General features: G+C 45.0%; 15 protein-coding genes. 9 read left to right on the top strand and 6 right to left on the bottom strand.

Annotated elements, in window-relative coordinates:
- Positions 1–35 precede the first annotated feature (35 nt).
- The gene (locus tag MKZ16_RS30740) at positions 36–584 is read right to left on the bottom strand and encodes a GNAT family protein (RefSeq protein ID WP_036681941.1); all 549 of its coding nucleotides are present in this window, start codon (positions 582–584) and stop codon (positions 36–38) included.
- 230 nt (positions 585–814) lie between these two features.
- Between MKZ16_RS30740 and MKZ16_RS30735 the strand changes: the two genes are divergently transcribed.
- Positions 815–2,521, top strand: coding sequence for a glutamine--tRNA ligase/YqeY domain fusion protein (locus MKZ16_RS30735; protein ID WP_036682422.1), 1,707 nt, complete (start codon positions 815–817; stop codon positions 2,519–2,521).
- 85 nt (positions 2,522–2,606) lie between these two features.
- On the opposite strand, the gene MKZ16_RS30730 is transcribed toward MKZ16_RS30735, so the two are convergent.
- Positions 2,607–3,842, bottom strand: a complete 1,236-nt coding sequence (locus MKZ16_RS30730) for an MFS transporter (protein WP_305953522.1) — start codon at positions 3,840–3,842, stop codon at positions 2,607–2,609.
- A 361-nt stretch (positions 3,843–4,203) separates the two neighbouring features.
- On the opposite strand from MKZ16_RS30730, the gene MKZ16_RS30725 reads away from it, so the two are divergent.
- From MKZ16_RS30725 to MKZ16_RS30715, 3 genes are read left to right on the top strand one after another with little or no spacing between them, the layout of a single operon-like run.
- Positions 4,204–6,060: an ABC transporter ATP-binding protein gene (locus MKZ16_RS30725; RefSeq protein WP_076106977.1), complete on the top strand. Its 1,857-nt coding sequence runs from the start codon at positions 4,204–4,206 to the stop codon at positions 6,058–6,060.
- Positions 5,990–6,667, top strand: coding sequence for a response regulator transcription factor (locus MKZ16_RS30720; RefSeq protein WP_036681932.1), 678 nt, complete (start codon positions 5,990–5,992; stop codon positions 6,665–6,667). Before MKZ16_RS30725 ends, MKZ16_RS30720 begins: the two co-directional genes overlap by 71 nt.
- Positions 6,664–7,716 (top strand): HAMP domain-containing sensor histidine kinase, encoded by a 1,053-nt coding sequence (locus MKZ16_RS30715; protein ID WP_038573657.1) that lies wholly within the window; start codon positions 6,664–6,666, stop codon positions 7,714–7,716. The genes MKZ16_RS30720 and MKZ16_RS30715 overlap by 4 nt, the downstream gene beginning before the upstream one ends.
- 263 nt (positions 7,717–7,979) lie before the next feature.
- Here the strand turns inward: MKZ16_RS30715 and moaA are convergent, their stop codons facing one another.
- On the bottom strand, positions 7,980–8,981 hold the full coding sequence (gene moaA / locus MKZ16_RS30710) for a GTP 3',8-cyclase MoaA (protein ID WP_036681928.1): 1,002 nt from the start codon (positions 8,979–8,981) through the stop codon (positions 7,980–7,982).
- Positions 8,982–9,403: 422 nt separating this feature from the next.
- Between moaA and MKZ16_RS30705 the strand changes: the two genes are divergently transcribed.
- Positions 9,404–10,096, top strand: a complete 693-nt coding sequence (locus MKZ16_RS30705; RefSeq protein WP_036681926.1) for a molecular chaperone TorD family protein — start codon at positions 9,404–9,406, stop codon at positions 10,094–10,096.
- A gap of 694 nt (positions 10,097–10,790) precedes the next feature.
- Here the strand turns inward: MKZ16_RS30705 and MKZ16_RS30700 are convergent.
- Together MKZ16_RS30700 and MKZ16_RS30695 are read right to left on the bottom strand one after the other, a co-directional pair.
- Positions 10,791–13,958 (bottom strand): efflux RND transporter permease subunit, encoded by a 3,168-nt coding sequence (locus MKZ16_RS30700; RefSeq protein ID WP_038573655.1) that lies wholly within the window; start codon positions 13,956–13,958, stop codon positions 10,791–10,793.
- 115 nt (positions 13,959–14,073) lie between these two features.
- Positions 14,074–14,991 carry a TetR/AcrR family transcriptional regulator gene (locus tag MKZ16_RS30695; RefSeq protein ID WP_036681609.1) on the bottom strand — a complete coding sequence of 306 codons (918 nt, stop codon included), beginning with the start codon at positions 14,989–14,991 and terminating at the stop codon, positions 14,074–14,076.
- Positions 14,992–15,218: 227 nt separating this feature from the next.
- Here MKZ16_RS30695 and cls point away from each other — a divergent pair, with 227 nt between their 5' ends.
- On the top strand, positions 15,219–16,727 hold the full coding sequence (gene cls / locus MKZ16_RS30690) for a cardiolipin synthase (protein WP_036681607.1): 1,509 nt from the start codon (positions 15,219–15,221) through the stop codon (positions 16,725–16,727).
- A 50-nt stretch (positions 16,728–16,777) separates the two neighbouring features.
- Here cls and MKZ16_RS30685 read toward each other — a convergent pair whose 3' ends face one another.
- Positions 16,778–18,313: a phospholipase D family protein gene (locus MKZ16_RS30685; RefSeq protein WP_076106979.1), complete on the bottom strand. Its 1,536-nt coding sequence runs from the start codon at positions 18,311–18,313 to the stop codon at positions 16,778–16,780.
- Positions 18,314–18,596: 283 nt separating this feature from the next.
- Between MKZ16_RS30685 and fni the strand changes: the two genes are divergently transcribed.
- The 3 genes from fni (at position 18,597) to MKZ16_RS30670 (ending at position 21,778) form a co-directional block, all read left to right on the top strand.
- Positions 18,597–19,736: a type 2 isopentenyl-diphosphate Delta-isomerase gene (fni, locus tag MKZ16_RS30680; protein ID WP_081386816.1), complete on the top strand. Its 1,140-nt coding sequence runs from the start codon at positions 18,597–18,599 to the stop codon at positions 19,734–19,736.
- 24 nt (positions 19,737–19,760) lie between these two features.
- Entirely contained in the window at positions 19,761–20,243 is a 483-nt protein-coding gene (locus MKZ16_RS30675; protein WP_339815152.1) for a GNAT family N-acetyltransferase, read from the top strand.
- Positions 20,244–20,410: 167 nt separating this feature from the next.
- A complete protein-coding gene (locus MKZ16_RS30670) occupies positions 20,411–21,778 on the top strand; it encodes a S41 family peptidase (RefSeq protein ID WP_143759109.1) in 1,368 nt (455 codons plus the stop codon).
- The last annotated feature ends 61 nt before the right edge of the window (positions 21,779–21,839 follow it).

Here is a 21,839-nt window from a genome sequence, read left to right as displayed (position 1 = left end):
CTGCTTGTGTGTTTGTTTAACTTTGCTTACGTAACTTAGCCGAGCAGTTGCCACTCACTACGCAATAAACCATATACGGCGTGATTCACGTAGCCATCGGGCAGCTTTTCTGCCTGTCTGATCACACCTTCGAGCACAAACCCAAGCCGTTCAGGAATTGCCCGGCTAGTTACGTTGGCGGTCGCGCAGCGAATTTCTACCCGCTGCAGCTCCATTTCCAGCAGTGCGTAGTCTACTAGAACTCGGCAGGCACTGGTCATATAACCTTTGCCTTCATAGCCATCACCAAGCCAATAACCAATCCCTACGGAACGGTTATGCCAGTCAATCTGGTGATACCCAATGACACCGGCGAGCTCGCCGCGGACCCAAAGTCCAGCAGTGAAGGCGCCATTGTCGGTGCCTTGTTTTATAGCATTTTTAATGAAATTAAGGGTGTGATCCTGTTCCGTAACGGCATCAACCCAAGGAAGCCATTGCCTAAGTCGTTCCCGCGAGCGCTCCACTAACGCGAATATGTGCCTAGCATGCTCAGGCATGAGTGGCTTTAAGATAAGCTCTTCGTCGATGACATAATTAAACAAGCGGTTGCCTCCTTTTCGGCACAAGGCCTTATGTATGATTATGGATTTTTTCTTATGATTATCATGCTACTCTATCGCCCGCAGAGAAGTCAAAAGGTCTAAAGATGCTAAAAATTGATCCAGGCCATGTGCCCCCTTTTATTGAACAATCTACAGTTAACGGGTATATTAGTAGGAAACATGTTTATACAAGAAGTAGTGTAACACTACAGAACGAAAGGTTGATAGCTGTGGAGAACCGTACTACCCCCTCCAATTTTATTAAAAATGTTATTACCGAAGACCTCCGTACGGGTAAAGTAAAAGAAGTTGTCACACGCTTTCCGCCGGAGCCGAACGGTTACTTACATATCGGACATGCCAAGGCGATTTGGATTAACTTTACACTGGCGGACGAGTTCGGTGGCAAGACTAACCTAAGATTTGACGACACGAATCCTGCCAAAGAAGATACGGAATATGTGAACTCCATTCAGGAAGATGTAAAGTGGCTGGGTTATGAATGGGAAGAGCTGCGTTTTGCATCGGATTATTTTGAGGAAATGTACAAACGTGCCGAATTATTAATTACTAAAGGCAAAGCTTATGTAGATGACCTCAGCGCGGATGAAATTCGCCAATTGCGGGGAACGCTGACGGAGCCAGGACAGAACAGCCCACATCGTGAGCGCGGCATCGAAGAGAATTTGGATCTGTTCCGCCGTATGCGGGCAGGGGAATTCAAAGATGGTGAGAAGGTTCTTCGTGCCAAGATCGATATGGCTTCACCAAATATTAATCTGCGTGATCCTGTCATCTATCGGATTACTCATGCGCATCACCATAATACAGGGGATAAATGGTGCATCTATCCGATGTATACATTCGCTCATCCACTTGAGGACGCTATTGAAGGAGTGACTCACTCCCTTTGTTCGCTTGAGTTTGAAGATCAACGCCCATTTTATGATTGGGTCGTAGCGGAATGTGAGATGCCTTCTGTTCCGCATCAATATGAATTCGGCCGTCTGAATCTCGCTCAAACCATGACTAGTAAACGTAAGCTAAAGCTGCTGGTAGACGAAAAACATGTGGATGGCTGGGACGATCCGCGGATGCCAACGATCTCCGGCCTGCGCCGCAGAGGATATACGCCGGAAGCGATTCGTAAGTTCGTGTTCGAGGCAGGGATCTCCAAGAGTCAGGGTCTAGTGGACCTGCAAATGCTGGAGCACTTTATCCGGGAAGACCTTAAGTTAACTGTGCCTCGCACTATGGCTATACTTCGTCCGCTTAAGGTTGTTATCACCAATTATCCGGAAGGCCAAACAGAATGGCTTGAAGCGGAAAATAATACAGAGAATGAAGAAATGGGCGTACGCCAAATTCCGTTCTCTCGTGAGATTTATGTTGAGCGCGACGACTTTATGGAGAATCCGCCCAATAAATATTTCCGCTTGTTCCCCGGCAATGAAGTACGCCTGAAGCATGCTTATTTCATCAAATGTAATGAAGTCATTAAAGATGAGAATGGCGAGGTTGTTGAACTGCATTGTACGTATGATCCGGAAACAAAGAGTGGCAGTGGATTTACAGGCCGCAAGGTAAAAGGTACTCTGCACTGGGTAGAAGCTAGTCAAGCTGTGCCTGCAGAATTCCGTTTATACGAGCCACTGATTTCTGCTGAAGAAGTAGATGAAGCTGCAGAAGTTGAAGGTCTGGATTCCACGGTTGAGAAAGCCGAGCCTAGCTTCTTGGATCAGCTTAATCCTAAATCCATTGAAATCTTACAAGGTTTTGTGGAACCCGCACTTAAGGACAGTGTGGCTCAGGATAAATTCCAGTTTTTCCGTCATGGCTATTTTAATGTAGATAGCAAATATTCGGCGCCTGGGCATCTCGTATTCAATCTTATCGTTTCACTGAAGAGTTCATTTCAGCCTCCAAAACAAGGCTAACACTTGATTCGTTCAGGTTCTTTATAATAAAACAGGCTCAAACGTCCCGTTTAGGTACGTTTGAGCCTGTTTTTTATATTTTCGCTTATAATATTTCGATGTGAGAGAGTTCTTCCTCATCCTCTGTAGGGGGCCGGTAGCCTCCGCGGTTTACAAAGAGCCACATGAAGGTAAAGCCTAGCGTTCCAAACAGTGTCAAGAAGACACCCGCTTGATACATGCTCTGTGCCCCTAGATTTTGATACATCCACCCGCCGAGAACTCCTCCAACAATACCGGCTATACCGCTCCAAGTCAGTGTGTAGAGCGCTTGTCCTGAAGCACGGTAAGGTCTTGGAATAAGAAGCATGGTCAGTTGAGTGCCTACATAGAAGAAACCACCAAATGTTATGCAGTGTAAAATTTGAATGAGCACTACTTGGAGGGCTGTAGTCGCGTCCGCCATGAACCACCATCGTAGTACGAATAAAGCGCTAACCAGCGCAAGCCAGCCAAGCAGAACAGATATTTTACGTTTAAGGAATCGGTCGCAGAGAACAAATACACCCACTTCCAAAATAGAGGAGAGGAATACTGCGAGACCAATCATTCCCTTGGAGCCGCCTAGATCCGTAATATACAAAGACATGAATGTAGTGTTCATGGTGTTCGGTATGGAAACTAGGATACCAAACAATATGAAACACAAGAAAAAGGGATTATAAATTAGCTTGCTGAAGCCTCTATACGGCATGGGAGCCATGCCAATGGTATGGTTAAGTTTCGGTAATGCAAGAATGGATAACATTGATGCACATAGTAAGCCTGCAAACAGATAGGACAAGATAGATACACCAGCCCAGTCAAGGACCAATCCGGCGGCAATTGCAATTAGTGCCCACCCCAATGAACCCCAAAGCCGAAAAGAACGGAAGCGATAGTTAGTTCCGTCAATATAGCTGAGAATCATCGTATTGCTCTGAGCAAATAACGGTCCTTGGAAGAAATAGAACAAAAGAATGGAAATGTATATCATCTCATATGTATTTGCCCGAAACATAAGCTGGGATAACACTAACGTTCCGATTAACATAAGCAAAACGATTCGCCGGATATTCTGGTATCGGTCAGTCCAGATCGCCCAGAATGGATTTGCAAAGATGGATACTAGCGCACCCATAGAGAATACGGCACCGATCTCTAATTTGTTCATCCCTACATCCAGCAGGTATAGTTGAAAGAAGCTGGAGAAGAGGACCATGGTTCCGTATACAAAAAAATTGAACCATTTTAAAGACGTGAAAGAAGATGGATAGTTAACGCCTTTCCGCAAATGCGTCACTCCTTTCCCACTAGATGTCTTGCATGGATATACTGACCAATATTAGGCCCTTCTATCACTGTAACACGTGTTGAAAAGGGATACAAACTTCCTTTTTTACTTTTTTACATTTTTTTAACGTTTATTTAAATTTGATCCGCTAAGTGACAAAAAACGCATATAACAAGTTTGCAGGTGGCAGAAATGTTAAGAGATCGCTCCTCCTTACTAGGAATATGCCTGAGGATTACCCTATCTACGTCGTACAAAAGCGGATCAACGGGTTTAACTTCAGTTTACAATTCAGGGCTAGGATGGGGTTAAGCGAAACAGAGATGATACACTCTTCTCGCAGAGTCACCAAGAAAAGGGGAGTTTTTGCATGAGAAAATCCGAAGCTAAGGGGAAAACGGCGCTGAAGCCATTCCTCACATTATTAAAAGAGACCAAGCCTTCATACGGCTTATTGGCAATAGCCATTGCACTAAGCATGATCTCGACATTGGTTAGTCTGGTGATCCCAATGTTCACCAAAAATCTGGTGGATGGCTTTTCTTTGGCCTCCGTCAGCAAGCTGCAAATTGCGGGTATAGCGGGTGCTTTTATCGCGCAGACGATCGCCGGGGGAATTTCCATCTATCTGCTGAATTACGTGGGCCAGAAGATGGTTGCAGGTCTACGTGACCGGTTATGGCGTAAATTTTTAGTATTGCCAGTAGCTTATTACAATGATAATCGAACAGGAGAAAGCGTCAGCCGGATGACGAATGATACAGGGATCATCAAAACGCTGATTTCTGAACATCTGGCCAGCTTATTTACCGGAGTGATCTCCATTGTGGGCTCCATTGCTGTGCTGTTATTTTTAAATTGGAAAATGACGCTTGTTCTATTCACCGTTCTTCCACTATCTGCGTTGATTCTGGTGCCGCTTGGACGGCAGATGTACAAAATCTCCAAAGGCATGCAGGACGAAACAGCCTCTTTTACCGCGACACTTAGTGGTGTATTGTCAGAAATCCGTCTGGTCAAATCCTCGGGTGCAGAGAAAAAAGAGTACGAGGCAGGCAAAACCGGAATTATGAACCTGCTCTCCTTTGGTATTCGTGAAGGCAAAATCAGCGCTATGATCAGTCCACTTGTCTCTTTTGTTTTTATGATGTTACTTGTGGTCATTATCGGTTATGGCGGAATGCAGGTATCTTCCGGGGCTTTGACAGCTGGAGAGCTGGTAGCCTTTATCCTGTATCTCATTCAGATTATTATGCCGCTTACTCAATTGACCACGTTCTTTACACAGATTCAGAAGGCTAAAGGGGCATCAGAGCGCATTATTGAAACCCTGGCAGCAGAAGAGGAGGTATATGAGGGCCAGGAAGAGGCGAACGGTGCAGAAGGTCCTATCTCGGTAGAAGATCTAAGCTTTGGATATAAAAATGGTGAGAATGTGCTAACCGATGTAAGCTTTCGGATGCTTCCGGGTCAGGTGACGGCTATTGTTGGACCGAGCGGGGGCGGCAAGACTACATTATTTTCACTGCTCGAACGATTCTATGAGCCTCAGAAAGGTATGGTTAAGTTAGGTGATAAACCAGTGTCAACCTTCTCTTTACGCTCATGGCGGAAACTGATCGGGTATGTCTCACAGGAAAGCCCATTATTGGCAGGTACGATTGCTGAGAATTTAACCTATGGATTGGATTGCGACGTTAGCATGGAGGAGATGCGTGCAGCAGCAGCAATGGCTTATGCAGATGGCTTTATCGATGAGCTTCCTGAAGGATATAATACGGATGTTGGTGAGAGAGGTGTGAAGCTCTCAGGTGGACAGCGGCAACGGATTGCTATTGCTAGAGCGCTGCTGCGGAATCCAAAGATTCTTATGCTTGATGAGGCTACCTCCAGTCTGGATAGCCAATCAGAGGCCGTAGTACAGAAAGCACTGTCCAATTTGATGAAGGGCCGGACTACGATTGTAATTGCGCACCGTTTGGCTACTGTTGTAAATGCTGAGCAGATTATTTTTATGGAAAAGGGCCAGATTACCGGGATGGGAAGACATGAAGAACTGCTGGAAAACCATGAGCTGTATCGTGAATTTGCCACCCAGCAGCTGCAGATGAATAACCTTGAGATTCAAGACCATAAAGAGGAGGCTCCAGTGATACATGACAAAAATACTAGTAGCGGACGACGATCCGCACATCCGCGAATTGGTAGAAGTATTTCTGAGAGCTGAGGGGATGGATGACATCTATGGAGCTTCTGATGGACTGGAGGCTCTTCAGATTCTGGAGAGCCATAACATAGACTTAGCCATTATTGATGTGATGATGCCCAATTTGGATGGCTGGGAGCTGTGCCGGAAGATGCGCCAAACTTATGATTTTCCGATATTGATGCTGACGGCTAAGGGTGAGACCTCCCAAATTGTGAAGGGCTTTGAACTGGGAAGTGATGACTATCTCGTCAAACCCTTTGAGCCAGTGGTGCTTATTGCGCGAGTAAAGGCGCTGCTCAAACGTTACCAAATCTCTGCTGCACAAAGTGTGGGGATCGGCCGGCTGCGAATGAATCGTAAAACCTACGAGGTATCCTCAGAGTATGGAGAAGTCACCTTGCCGCTTAAGGAATTTGAGCTGTTGTTTAAGCTGGGCAGCTATCCGGGGCAGACATTGACTAGAGACAGGCTGATCGAAGAGATATGGGGTTATGATTTTGAAGGGAATGAGCGGACGCTCGATGTGCATATCAACCGTTTACGCGAACGGTTCGCTCCAGATAAATACGGGTTTGTTATTCGTACCATCCGCGGATTAGGCTATCGGCTGGAGGCAGAGGCATGAACCGGTTTAAGGAGCTTCTTAAGCGGATTGGGATGACTTTTATTTACTTCGGTGGCGTTGGGATTAGCTGGAGTGCAGCTTATTTCTTGATGAACTGGATATATGGCAGGGTTGGACGCCCCTCTTCGGAGTATTTGACCCAGTTAATCGGCGTGATGGTCGGAATTGTGATTTTGTTCATGATGGCATTGGTAACCTCCAAGTTATTCCGGGGCTGGGAACGTGTTTTTTATAAATCAATTATCGAAGGTTTAGGGCGTATTGCTAAGGGTGATTTCAATGTGGTACTCGATAATACTAAGGACTATGGTGATTTTGGTGAGATTGTAGAGAGCATCAACGTAATGGCCAGCGAACTGAGTCAGATGGAGACCATGCGTCAAGACTTTATCTCTAATGTATCGCATGAAATTCAATCTCCGCTAACCTCTATCCGCGGCTTTGCTCTTGCGCTGCAGGATGAAACTTTGAGTGTGAAGAGCAGGAGGCACTACCTTAATATTATCGTGGCTGAGAGTACCCGTGTATCTGGGCTCAGTGATAATTTATTGAAGCTGTCCGCGCTTGAATCGGGCAATTTTCCGTTTGAAAATCAGATTTACCGCCTGGATAAGCAGCTTAGAGATACGATTCTGGCTTCTGAACCACAGTGGTTGGAGAAAAATATAGAGGTAGAGGCTGAACTGGAAGAAGTGAATGTATCTGCTGTAAAAGATTTAATGAGCCAGGTCTGGACCAATCTACTGCATAACAGCATCAAGTTTACTCCGCAGAACGGTTACATCCATATTAGCCTTCGCATGGTGGATGAGCAGGTAGAGGTGGAGATTCAAGATAGCGGGATTGGCATCTCGGAGGAAGATCTGCCTCGGATCTTCGAGCGTTTCTATAAGGCAGATAAAGCTAGAACCGCAAGTGGTGGCGGTAGTGGACTGGGACTGTCACTGGTTAAAAAAATCGTTGAGCTGCATGAAGGTAAGGTAACTGTACATAGTCGTCCGGGGGAAGGAACCGCCTTTAAGGTGAGCTTGCGAGTACGAATGAAATAAACTTGCTGTATGTGAAAAACAGCTGAAGCTGGTATTCTGGGTGGATTCGAGGATAACACCTTCCGTCCTGAGAATAATGCCACAAGAGCCGAGGCAGGAGCGACTATTTATAAGCTGCTCGAAGCTCTGTCTCTCTAATAGTGATTGAATAGTTCATCGCTAAGCTTTAAACCAAACGCCGCTTTCCCAGATTGTTCAGTGGGAAAGCGGCGTTTTTTGTATTTATGAAATTAAAAGAGGAACTATAATACCGGGATGGACGTTTATCCACCAATTTGAGACATGCGCCGAGCTGTCGGCGTGTGGCTTTGTGCTTTTTTCTCCAGAGCTAAGGCCATTTCATGGTTATGAGGTTTGTTGCCCAGCGCTTTCCGGAATAAGGCCTGCACAGCAGCAGGATCGCTTATTAAAGGACGGACATTGTATTCATCTGCCCAATACAGGCAAGCTTTGATGTGCCCATCTGCGGTAAGTCTCAGGCGGTTGCAATTATCGCAGAAGTGATCGCTCACCGGATGAATCAGGCCGAATGTACCAGGGGCTCCAACAACCCGCCGATTCTGGGAAGGGCCATTCCCGGAGGGCATTTCTGCCGCTTCCGTTTCCCAACCAGCCTCAGTACAAGCTTCTACAACCCTTTCCAGAGGCAGATAAGTTTGGCGCCAAGCATCAGTAGCGCTGCCAATCGGCATGTATTCTATAAAGCGTACATTTAGAGGACTCTCCAGCGTAAGGGAGATGAAGTCTTTGATTTCGTCGTCATTAATTCCTTTCATCAATACAACGTTAAGCTTTATCGGTTGAAGTCCGGCGGCTTGTGCGGCCTCGATCCCCTTTAATACCTTGGCGACTTCACCGCCACGAGTAATCATAGAAAATCGATCCTGCCGTAAAGAGTCTAGGCTGATGTTTACCCGTGACAGACCAGCCTCTTTTAACAGCGCGGCTTTGGCTGGAAGCATTAAACCATTTGTAGTCAGCGAAATATCTTCTATACCTGGAATCGCGGATATCATCGCAACAAGCTTTTCCAGATCTTTGCGGACAAGAGGTTCTCCGCCAGTTAGTCGTACTTTACGTAATCCAAGAGGGGCTAGCGACTTAACGACTGCGGTAATTTCCTCGTAACTTAGAATCTCGTCCTGCGGTTGGAATTGCATCCCTTCCGCTGGCATACAATAGATGCAACGCAGGTTGCAGCGGTCGGTAACCGAAATGCGGATGTAATCGTGTAAACGTCCAAAAGGGTCCGTCAGCGGCTCCATGGCGTTGCTCCCTTCCTTTAAATCTGGCTGATAAATTGCTCTTAAATTTTCTCGTATAAACGCCTAACGTCACTAACAGGATAGAACGCGAAGATGTTTATACTTGTTTAGAATTTTAAAGATTGCTTGGATTCACGTCAATGAGCAAAGTTCTGGACGACAGGGTTTCATTACATAAAACTGGACAAACTAGATAAGAAGATAACGCATATTGAACAACGAAAAGTGTGACAAAAGTACGACAAATAAAGTTTTTAGACATAGAATGCTCACGGAAAGCGCTTTTAATTTCCGATATAATCTAGGTGCGGATTAGTTTTAACGTTCACTTTTGCGAAAACAGATAGGATACCGGAAACCGCACGTCGGTAATGTGTGTGTGACGGAGAGTGACCGGGAAACCATTGAGGAGGATTTGCAAAATGAGTACACATACTGTTCCATCGCTCACCGTTCCGGAGGCTTTTAGCCGTTGGTTGGAAAGTCGGGGATTAATATATCAGCTTTTAGTGGATTTTTTGGGTAGAAAACCATCACTCTCTCTAGTGGCTCAATGGAGCCGCCATCGCCAGATGAGTGTAGCGGCAGAGATGACAGAAGGCGGTCGGGAGCTGAAGCGCTATTTGAGTCAGGAACCGAACAAGCTGCCAATGATATGCGAGAAAGAGAGCAAAGAATATAAACGGCTTATGCAAGAACAGTCCGTTAGTTCTTTTAAATTGCGCGAAGCAGCGATTTTAGGTCGTTCGGAGGATTTCTGCAACGTGCTTGCAGATGTGTACACCTCCGCTGGAATTGTATTCAATAAGTGTAATGGTGAAGCCGATGATCATATTGCTATTGAGCTCGAATTTATGGCAGTCATGCATGAGCGTATGCTTTACAATAGTTTTTCAATAAGAAGTGCTATGGAGCTGCTTGATATTCAGGAGTCCTTTTTGGAAAAGCATCTACTTCAATGGACACCGCAGTTCTGTCAGAAACTAAATGCAGCAACAGATAGTCCGCTATATCTAGGCCTCTCTCATATGCTTGAGGAGTTTCTGCCACTTGATCTGCAAATGCTTCGTTCCTGGAGAGCTTCATTGGAGAGCAGTGCAGCTACAAGCATTTAATATTAGAAAGCCCGACCTATCCATTAGGCCGGGCTTTTGCGTGCTGAGCATGGGGAAAAGAATCGTTGTGAAGCACTAAATGATGATTAACTGAAGCACCGATAGACTAATTGGGCAATTTCTCCCTGAAATTCTGGGATTTTCAGTCATCAGACTAATAATTAGGGAAAACCTCCCTAAAGTATAGCTGTTTTGGTGGTAATTAAAGAAATCCCCCTTATTATCAGGGAGGAATTCCCTAATTTCGTTCATTTAGAGCGAATATTGGCTTTTTTCAGGGGGTTTTTCCCTAATTAGTTTAAGGTCCACTCCGCACATCGCCCAAACACAGAACGCAGTAAACACAAATGTATGCCGTCCAAACGACCAACGCAGATCACCGCCGTATATCACACATCGCAAACACCCACCATAAATTGCACATCGTTCACCGCTCACCGCTCCTCGTATATCATCCAGCGCTCACGGTATATCGCCCTCCGCTACGCACAAACGCACATCATCCACCGCTCTCCACACACCGTTCAACCTAATGGCATAGAACACCACTAGGCGTGGCGCACAGTCTATTTGCTAAAGTAAGAATCCAATGTACAGCCTATTTTCTAAAAAAAGAAGCTGCCTCATAAGTAGAATTCACTACTTTGGAGACAGCCTCTTGTTTAAATCTAATTTACTTGTTCACATCATAGTTCTAATCAATTACCTTTTTGCTGCGGAATTTCATCAGGAATTCATACACGACTGGCACTACTACAAGTGTCAGCAGCGTGGAGCTGACCAAACCACCGATTACGGTCACGCCGAGCCCCTTAGAGATAATTCCTGCACTGTTTTCAAGTCCAGTAACCAATGGCAGCAATGCACCAATCGTTGCAAGGGCAGTCATCAGGATTGGACGTAAACGTGTGCCACCTGCTTCAAGCAAGGCCTGACGCGTAGTGAGTCCTTCTTTTTCCTTATGAATAACGCGGTCGATGAGGACAATCGCATTCGTTACTACGATACCAATCAACATCAGCGCACCCATGAGCGAGGACACGTTTAAGGTTTCCCCAGCGATCAGCAGGGCAACGAGTACCCCAATCACTGTGAAAGGAAGTGAGAATAGGATAGCGAATGGTGCTAATCCACCGCCAAATGTAACCACAAGCACGAAGTATACGATGGCAATAGCAGCCGCCATAGCAATTCCTAATTGACCAAACGTATCATTGATCTGCTCGGTTACACCGCCGAAGGTAACAGTTACACCATCAGGCAATTCCATAGCGTCTACTTTTTCTTTCACGCTGTTCGAAGCGCTATTCACGTCACTCGAAATAATTTCGGCAGTAACATCTACCTTCATTTTACCGTCCATACGAGTAATCGAGTCAGGGGAGGAGCCATTTTCAATTTTAGCGACTTGCCCGATTGGCACGGAGATGCCTAGTGGCGATGTCAAAGTAGCCTCTTCCATTTCTTTAATGCTCTTGTACGTTTCTTTATCTGTTTCGATATAGACTTTGTAGTTCTTGCCGTCCAATTCTACTTCTGTGAGCACTGGACGTGTGCCTGCTGGACTCAGCTTCATCGCAATTTGTCCGGCTGTAAGTCCAAGGGAGCTAAGCTTCTGTTGATCCGCTACAATCGTATATTGATCGTATGCTTCTTTGAGACTTGTTTCCGCGTCTTTGAAATTAGTGGTGTCAGCCTGTACGATTGAGGCAATCTCATCCGCGACCGGCTTCAGCTGATCCAGTTCATCTCCGAATACATTCACGGTTAGAGTGCTTCCACCCATACCTCCACTCATCAGAGCGGACATGTCACCCCATACACCATCTGGCACTTCTGCGGTCAAACCTTCAATAAGTTTCTCTTTAACAGCTTCGAAATCAGGAGTATCACTATCATAAACGATGAAAAATAGTCCTGAATTGCTGGATCCACCCATACCCATCGGGCTTCCACCGCCGATGGAATATTGCATTTTGTCTATATGCTTCTGCGCTAAAATGTATTTTTCAGCTTTCAGACCTTGTTCTTGAACTTCCTCAATCCGTTGTCCAGCCTTTGGTGAATAAGTAAGCATTACAGTTTTATCCTCTTGGGATGGCATGAAGCTTACACCAATAGGCTTGATTAAGAATAAGCTGCCTGCAAGGAGAAGAACGGCAACTCCAAACGTAACGAGTTTATGAGAAAGACACCAGTTCAGAATCTTTTGATAACCAGCAGAAAGTTTGTCTGGTTTCTCGCTGTGAGTTTTTTTACCTTTCAATCCATTACGGAACAACGAGTGAGCCATTGCAGGAACTAGGGTAATCGCAACTACTAATGAAGCGAGCAGGGCGAAGACCATGGTTAGAGCGAAAGGCAAGAACAGCTCACCAACCATACCACTAACCAAAGCAAGTGGTAAGAACACCGCGATGGTTACAATTGTAGAGGACATGATAGGCACGAACATTTCACGCGTGGCTGCACTGATTAATTCTCTGCCCTTCAGTTTCTCACCAGATAAGGAGAGCCGTCGATATATGTTCTCTATAACTACAATCGAGTCATCGACTACCCGCCCGATCGCGACCGTCATCGCTCCAAGTGTCATCATATTAAGCGTAATGTTCATCTGCCGCAGACACAGCACTGCAATCAGCAGGGATAATGGAATAGAGATGATAGAAATAATCGTCGAACGAATATTCCGCAGGAACACCAAAATGATAATTACTGCGAATAAGGCACCAAACACAGCTTTGGACAACATCGTATTTACGGAGTCCTCAATGGGCTTACCTTGGTCAAGCAGAACAGTAAGGTCAATGCCTTTATATTGTGCTTTTAATTCTTCAGTTTTGTCTTTAACGCCATTTACAACATCAACAGTGTTGGCATCATTGGCTTTGACAATCTGAATACCGATCGATTCTTTACCATTTGTACGGGAGATGGATTCGGAATTCCCCACAACCTCAATCGTGGCAAGCTCTCCGAGCTTCACGGTTGGAAGTCCCATACTTGCAGCTCCGCCAGGAGCAGCATTTCCAGCACCTGCACCAGCAGCTCCGTTAGCAGCACCAGCGCCGGTAGCTCCAGCACCTGCAGCACCTGCAGCGTTAGCGCCAGTTGGCATTACCGGTATGGTCACATTTTTAAGATCTTCAACGGTAGTGATGTTGCCGTCCACGACAACTGCTTTTTGAGCCTTGTCCATCTCGAATAGTCCTAGTGGAACACGGAGGGAAGAGCCTTGAATGATACCTTTAACGGTATCTTCAGTCAGTCCATATTGGCTGAGCTTATCTTGATTGAATTTAAGTGATACTTCTTTGACGTATTGACCAGAGATTTGAATAGAAGCCACACCCTCAACATCCTCTAGGGCTGGGCGAATATCGTTCTCAGCAATACGTGTCAATTCCTCAAGGTCCTGGGTATCCCCATTGGAAAGACTGAGCGAAACGACAGGCATTGAGCTAAGGCTAAAACGGGAAATGGAAGGCTTCTGCACATTGTCTGGCAATGAGACCTCATTTAGCGATTCGCGCACTGCTGCTGTAGCATTATCCAGATTTGTTCCGTAATCGAATTCAATTTGGATACTGGAGGCATTCTCCAGAGAAGTGGAGGTGATCGTCTTTACACCATCCACATTGCGGAGCTTTTGCTCCAACGGTTTGCTGACATCATTAACGACGCCTTCTGGTGCGGCCCCCGGATAAATGGTTGTTACGCTAAGATAGGGTATACTAATATTAGGCAAGGTTTCTTGCTTCATCGTCAGTCCGCTATATAAACCGGCAAACACAATAATTATCGTCAGAAGCCAAATGGCAAATTTGTTCCTGAGCGAGAAATTAATTAAGCTTTTCATAAGTTTCGTTTCTGCTCCTCTCGGCCCTTTTCTTTACGAAATAAGGCGCCATTATAAAAATTCATAATACTCACTATCCATGACTTTCTCTCTACCGAACTCTTCTTAGAGTCAATTAACGAAATACACATGAATTGTGCGGAATTGAGGCAATTAGCTTCCTCAGCTCTTCCAATTCTGCTGTGAGCTCAGAGCAGGATTGGAGGTTGGACAGCATCCCCTGAATGATTGCTTTTCGTGGGTGAGGTATAAGCACTTCACCTTCCAGAATATTGAGCGATTCCAGCAGATCGGCTGCTTCTTCGGATTCTATACTATTTAATTTACTGACCACAGTCTTCATTTCTTTAATGAGCTGTAATGGATTCTTTCGTTTATTCTCCTCATTCTCCGCCATCCAGTTCGCTAAAGTAGCAGAGTTGATTAGTGGAACCTGTTTACTAGTGAGTAAGCCAGACACAATCATATCCATTAGATTCATTAGATGATCTGCCATATCGGCAATGGGTACCTGCGTATCCTTACGAAAAATAACCGCAATATAAGACTTGATGAGACCATGTCCGATCATACATAAATCTCCGGTATAGGGAACGACGTCTTTTCCATAGAGCAACTCCATCTTCACCTGGAACCATCTTAAGAAGGAAGCGTTGTTTCTCCGCAGCCAGTCCGGGACTTCAGTATCAAACCCTTTGCCCGCAACCTCCTGAATTTGACGCTGCAAGAACTCGCGCAATTCGTACACGTGACTTAGCAGAATTTCTATCTGATTCCTAAGCTTCTCACGTGGTGTTCGTCGGGTTTCCTGTTCTTCACGTAACAAGGGATCACGAATCATCCGATAACAATAAAGGAAGATACTGCGCTCCAGTTCTTCTTTTGATTTAAATACCAGATACAAACTGCCCTTCGAAATCCCACATAATTCAGCGATCTCTTGCATGGATGTGGACGAGGAGCCTTTCACAGCGAATAACTGCATGGCGATCTTAATAATTTGTTCCTGCTTGTCAATAGTTTTATCATTCATTAAAGGATTAACCTCCTTTCTGACTACTGGGTTCTATAATTGACTAGTTGGTCAAAATTATTATATTCCATCCAACCAGGCAATACAAATATCGGAACAGAAGGGTTACAGTTTTGTCGTAAATAGACTTTTGCACAGTAATTAGCTAGGAAGAAAAGGGTTCTTCATGTAATATATAAAATGTGTCAATTTCGTGTTGCTTGTATGAATAAGAAGGTAGGTAGAGTATGAGAAGAGGACTTCAATCTATAATTATCATTGGGGCATTCATAGCATTTTATTATTTTGGTTTCGGCATTTTTGGGAGTACTGCGGGAACGATTATTAGTATCTTCTCCACTCTGACAGTTATTTCGATTAGCTTGGCTATTTTTATGGAGAACCGTAATCCTTCTACAACAATGTCATGGATCTTATTGCTTGCGTTGATCCCGGTGCTGGGACTGGTCTTCTATTTTCTATTTGGGCAAAATGTGTTCAAACGCCGTAAATATGATAAAAAGGCACAAAGAGACCTTATGGCCTACGAAAGAATTGAGAATGACGCTTTACGTACGCACCAAGATTGGTCAGTCTTTGATCCCTCGCGCCAAAAACTGTTGCTGTTATCCAAGACTTTAGCACGTACTCCTATTTCCTTTGCATCAGAAACTCGTATCCTCACTAATGGTGAAGAGACGTTTGGTACGTTATTGTTGGAGCTTCGTCAAGCTAAGCATCACATTCATATGGAGTATTACATCTTCCGGGCGGACCACATTGGAACACGCATTAAACAAATTCTGATCGATAAAGCTCGTGCCGGTGTTGCAGTCAGATTTATGTATGATGCCGTTGGCAGTTTTCAGCTTTCCAAAGCTTTTTTGAAGGAAATGAGTGACGCCGGAGTTCAGGTGGCTTCTTACGGAAATTCAACATCCTTTTTTTCCAGCCGTGTGAATTACCGGAATCACCGTAAAATTGTTGTGATCGACGGAGATGTCGGATTCATGGGTGGTCTCAATGTAGGCGATGAATATTTAAGCCGCAGTAAGACTTATGGATTTTGGCGTGACACACATATGTTGGTTAGAGGCGAAGCGGTACGGACGATGCAAATTATTTTCCTGCAAGATTGGATGCACACTACGGGTGAAAAAATACTGGAGCAAGACTACCTCACTCCACAACTTCGCTTTATGACAGGTGATGGAGCCGTACAGATTATTGCTAGCGGACCGGATAACGAACGTCGTGCGCTCAAAAACATTTTCTTCTCCATGATCACTTCTGCCGAGAAATCGGTGTGGATTGCCAGTCCATATTTTATTCCTGATGAGGACATCTTAACTGCACTGCGTGTAGCCGCTATTTCTGGTTTAGATGTGCGATTGTTATTCCCGGCTAAGCCGGATAAATGGATTCCTTTTCTGGCTTCACATTCTTATTTCCCGGCGTTGCTGGAAGCTGGCGTGAAGATTTATGAATATGAAAAGGGATTTATCCACTCTAAGCTGCTTATAGTCGATGGTGAAATAGCAACAATCGGTACGGCCAATATGGATATGCGCAGCTTCCACCTTAACTTTGAAGTGAATGCATTACTGATTCAGACGGAGAGTGTTGCTCGTATTGTGGCTGATTTTGAGCGGGATTTATTATCTACCAGCTTAATTGAGCATGAGGAATTTATGAATAAGCGTATGGTGATCCGTATACTGGAATCTGCTGCTCGACTTATGTCGCCGTTACTATAACCAAAAACCACCGCAGAGGGTGTTGTGCCTCATCTGCGGTGGTTTTTGCTTTAAAAAGTAGTTAAGCCCAAGGTGGTCTGCAACCGGAACAGGATATATTTGAACCAGGTCACTTCGCCCTGATAAGCCTCAAGAGGTAGGGTATACTCATGATCCTCGTTATTCCACAGTCGATTGAAGTAGGCTTCCATCTGGGCATAAAGAGGCTGATCTTGCTTTACAGATACCCACAGATTATTCTCCAGGTTGTAGTCATCCAGATTGCGTGTCGTGAAATTGGTGGAACCGCCAAGAATGATGGAACTTCCAGTCTGTCTGGCAATGAAAAGCAGCTTCGAGTGATATTGTTCTTTGGTCGTGTTGTACCAGCGAATAGAGATTTTTCCGTTCGTGCGCTTGTTCAGGTTCATGGCAACTGGACGGTTAGGAATGCCGATTTTATCACGGCCGAAGGCGTTCTGATTGGGGTCCAGTATCAATCTTACCGTAGCCCCTCGTTCGGTAGCTTCTACCAATTCATCGAGAATTGCATCATCGGCAAGGTAGAACATACCCATCCAAATGGTGTCACCCTCCTGTGCAGATTGGAGGGCTTGTCTTGCATATTTATATACCTTTCCTTCCGTTAAATAGCGGACTCCCATAGATTCTTCAGAGTGCTGGTCCTTATCCTTGGTGAAATCCGGCTCATAAGTGAGCAATGGCCCTGCATCCGAAAGATTGACCGCGGCCTGTTCCGTCTGGAGAATATCAGCAATAATTGGACCTTGTACTTCCAGAGCGATATTGGAATGATAGGCGCTGGCATCATGGATATTTCCTGAGGAGATTAGAGCGCTATTCTCACTAACAACCACCTTACGGTGGTTAGCTTTTACATTGAGTAGCTTCATATAAGAACGAGCAGTAATATCCGGTCCGCCGCTGGCCATAAGATTCGGAATCCGGCCTTCGCCCGACTGTCCGAACCATTGAATAAAGGTACGCCAGACAGCAGAATAAGCAGGCGTAGAATCGCGTAGAGCATTTACATCAGTCATAATCACTTTAATCCCTGCAGCCTTCATCTCTTCCAGGAGATGATTAGGTGCAGAATTGTAATTGGTATTAACCTCATCCGTAATGAAGACGATCTCCATCTCAGGATAAGTAGTTTTTTGTAAAATAAGCTTGTCCGTCAACATTCGACTGACTGGAGGAAATGACTGATCTTTATGGGTATAATCATTGAAAAGAAAGAGGTCAATCACCAAAAATTCATCGGACTCCTCGATAATTTGTAGAATCCTCGAAAGAATCTGACTTTCTTGAGTGCCCGTGGCTGTACCGTCCGAATAGGTTAAGTCGTGCCAGAAGGATACATGATTTGTTTTGTATATGGGGCTTTCAAAGGAAATACCGCTGGGTAGAGGTTTGTGCGTCTGATAAATCATTACGCCGGTTAACCAAAGGAGTAGAATGACGAAAGCCCATAACACCCGTGTACGGCGGCGTGAAGTGGAACGTTTCTTCGTAGTTAAACCGGGAGCGTAGTTTATATCTTTAGGTTTATGGGGGTGAACGGGTTGCTGACGATCTGAATTCATGGAAGTTCCTCCTGAAATTATTGCAGAGCACTTCCTTAGGATTGTGATGCTCCGGTGTATTACCAACCTATTAACACCTAGTGGAGCGAAATGAAGCAGCCCAAATATCCTTAACATTAATAAATAACATTCAGCTAGCTATAATGAGTTTGAACGATTAGTACGAAGTTTATGAAATTAATGATTACTAAACCGGAGAATTGTAATCGCTAACCTCATATTGTAAATTCATCTGTAGGGATATGTTATAATAAATCGAGTTTGGGAATAGGAGGAACGCAGCATGAATCATACGCCAGAAGAGGCCGTGCCATATGATGCGACTAGGCAGTCTGGCGCAGATCATGGCAAGGACCTGCCGGCTGTAGAGGCTTCTGACAAAAGATCTTTATTGCCTACATCGAAGACAGGCGAACGCAAAATTGAACATGTACGCCTTTGCCTAAATGAAGAAGTAGGTGGCGTCGGTGTGACTACAGGGTTTGAACATTACAGATTTCAGCATAATGCTCTTCCAGAGCTGAATTTTGACGATATATCATTGCAGACTACGTTTTTGGATCGCAAGCTGCGTACACCGCTGCTCATCAGCTCGATGACAGGTGGCAGCGCAGCTACAGGAGCGATTAACGCCCGGTTGGCCACAGCTGCACAGCGTCGTGGTTGGGCGCTGGGTGTAGGCTCGGTCCGGGCGGCAGTGGAGCGCTCTGAGCTTACGGCGACCTTTTATGTGCGGGATCAAGCACCTGATATTCCGGTTATCGCCAATATTGGTGCTGTACAGCTGTCCTATGGTTTTGGGATTGAGGAATGTCGCCGGGCTGTGGATATCGCAGGTGCTGATTTTCTTGTACTGCATCTGAATGGGCTGCAAGAGGTCTTTCAACCGGAAGGGAACACTGGTTTTGCCTCTTTGCTATCCCAGATAGAGAAGGTATGCCGTGCACTTGAAGTCCCTGTAGGTGTGAAAGAAGTAGGCTGGGGCATTGATGGAGATGCAGCTGCACGTCTTTATAATGCAGGTGCGGCTTTTATTGATGTTGCGGGTGCAGGCGGGACATCCTGGAGTCAGGTGGAGAAGTTCCGCAGTGTAGATCCTATACGGCGGGCAGCGGCGGAGGCTTTCGCGGATTGGGGTACTCCAACAGCTGATTGTATCACAGAGGTGCGCACAGTTTCCCCGCAGGGCGCTTTGATTGGCAGCGGCGGACTAAAACATGGCGTGGATGCAGCGAAAGCACTGGCACTTGGAGCTGATCTGGCAGGCTTTGGCCGCAATCTGTTAGGGCCGGCTGTCGATTCTGAAGAGGCGCTGGATGCTGCATTGGCACAGGTTGAGCTGGAGCTAAAAATAGCAATGTTTGGTATTGGCGCTCCAGATTTAGCAACTTTACGTGGTACTTCCCGTTTAATACGTAAATAGGATGGTAAATATTGAAGCGAGGAAGTGAGTAAGATTATGATTAAACTGGTCCATATGGATGAGTCGGCCTTTCAATTTTTCTTAGGTCAAGCTACCCGGGATTATGCGGAAGATAAGATCAGCGCCGGTGCTTGGGATCCGGAGATCGCGATGAAGCTGTCTGAGGAAGCCATAACACGCTCTTTGCCAAAAGGGCTGCACACAGATGGTGCTTATCTATATTCTATAGTAGAAATAAGCAGTGATGAACAGGTCGGTTATATCTGGTTTAACGTAAGTGAAGGCCGAGGCGGCCGCGAGGCTTTCATTTATGATTTTTATGTTTTTGAACCGTTCCAGAGTAAGGGTTATGGCAAGCAGGCTATGATCGCACTCGATGAAGAAGCCCGGGAGATGAATGTTACCAAAATCGGGTTACACGTCTTCGGCCAGAACAATCGCGCATTTGAGTTATACAAAAAAATGGGATATATCGTAACTGACATCACAATGTCTAAAGATCTATAGTCCATAAGTGTGAGGACCTCGAAAGAGGTCCTTTTTTGTTGTTCTACTGAATTATTATGTAAATAATTGTGATAAATATATTTGATTTAGGATGATTAGGAAAATATGATTAAAAATAAATTCCTGAAAATGGATTAAGTCATAAAGAGAGAAAGGGGGGGATTAAGGTGAGGCCAAGGACTGTATCGTGGGTGGTTGTTTCCGCAGTAGTATTACTATTACTGGTTAGCTGCAACAGTGGCGATTTACCAGGAAAGAAGAAATCTGAGTCTGAGCAAGCCCAGGCAAGTCCGGTTGCACCGCTAGCCTCTTCAGCCGTAGTTGAAGAACAATCGAAAGTAGCGTTGCCTTCATTGACAGTGGAAAAAAGGCTAGAGGATTTTGATTATATGTGGAAGATTATTGAGGAGAACTATCCTTTCCTAGAGGTGAATAAACGTCTCAATGGAGAGGATTGGCTTGCTAAAAAAGAGGAATACCGCAATAAAATAGCAGCCGTGAAATCGGATGATGAGTTTTTGAGACGAATGAGATTTGTCCTTAGCAGATTAAACAATGGGCATACGAATTTTATATCCAAGGAGGAATATCCTTGGTACCTACATACCTATGTTCAGGCAGGTTTTGGTTATGAACCTTGGATCGACGTGGTTCAACAGCCTAACGTATTGGCCCGTTACAACCAGAAACCTTTAACGGAGCAGCAAAACTCTAATGATATCAATAACGATATACATAATGGTGGAGATGGAGTAGGAGATGTAACAAAAAAGACTTCTGGGAATGTAAAAAAAGTCATTATAGAGCCCGATCGAATCGCTTATCTCGGCATGCAAAGCTTTGACGGGAGTCTCATAGAGATGGACAGCTCCGAGATCCATGATTTTTTAATAGAGGTAAAGGACTATAAGACATTAATATTAGATATCCGCGGAAATGGGGGAGGAAACAGTAATTATTGGAGAATTCATATTGTTCCTCTGTTGATTAATAAACCTATCGAATATAATACTTACTTCCTTTATACAAGAGGCAAATATGCGGAGACCTTTATGCAGGCACGTCAGATCACAGCCGGGCAACAACCTATTTCCGGCATCAAAGATGAGCAACTGCCTAATCTGCCATCTGAGGCTTTAAAGATGTTCAAGACATATAGAAAAATAAATGATGTAGTAACTCCTAATAAATCTGTTGGATTTGAAGGGAAAATCTATTTGCTGGTTGATAGCTCTGTGTATTCATCATCGGAAGGTCTTGCAGCCTTTGCAAAAGGAACCGGGTTTGCAACGGTTGTAGGCAGCAGGACAGGTGGGGATGGACTAGGGATAGATCCGCTTGTTGTTGCATTGCCAAATAGCGGTTATGTATTCAGGTTTTCCTTTGAAATGGGTCTGAATTCTGATGGAAGTTGTAATGAAGAGGTAAAGACTGTGCCTGATGTGGAGGTTGATCCAGATAAATCTAAGCCATTACTGGACCAGCCGGCGATAAAAAAGGTATTAGAGCTTGCGCGTTCGGACACATCTGCTTGACATCCGGTGTTGCTGGCGAATATGTTCTAATATATAATGGTTTAGATCGTATAGCTTATTC

The organism is Paenibacillus sp. FSL R5-0928, assembly GCF_037970385.1.
Lineage (GTDB): Bacteria > Bacillota > Bacilli > Paenibacillales > Paenibacillaceae > Paenibacillus_AQ > Paenibacillus_AQ odorifer.
Note: the sequence above shows the minus strand (reverse complement) of the source record. Positions and strands in the feature narration are given on the sequence as shown.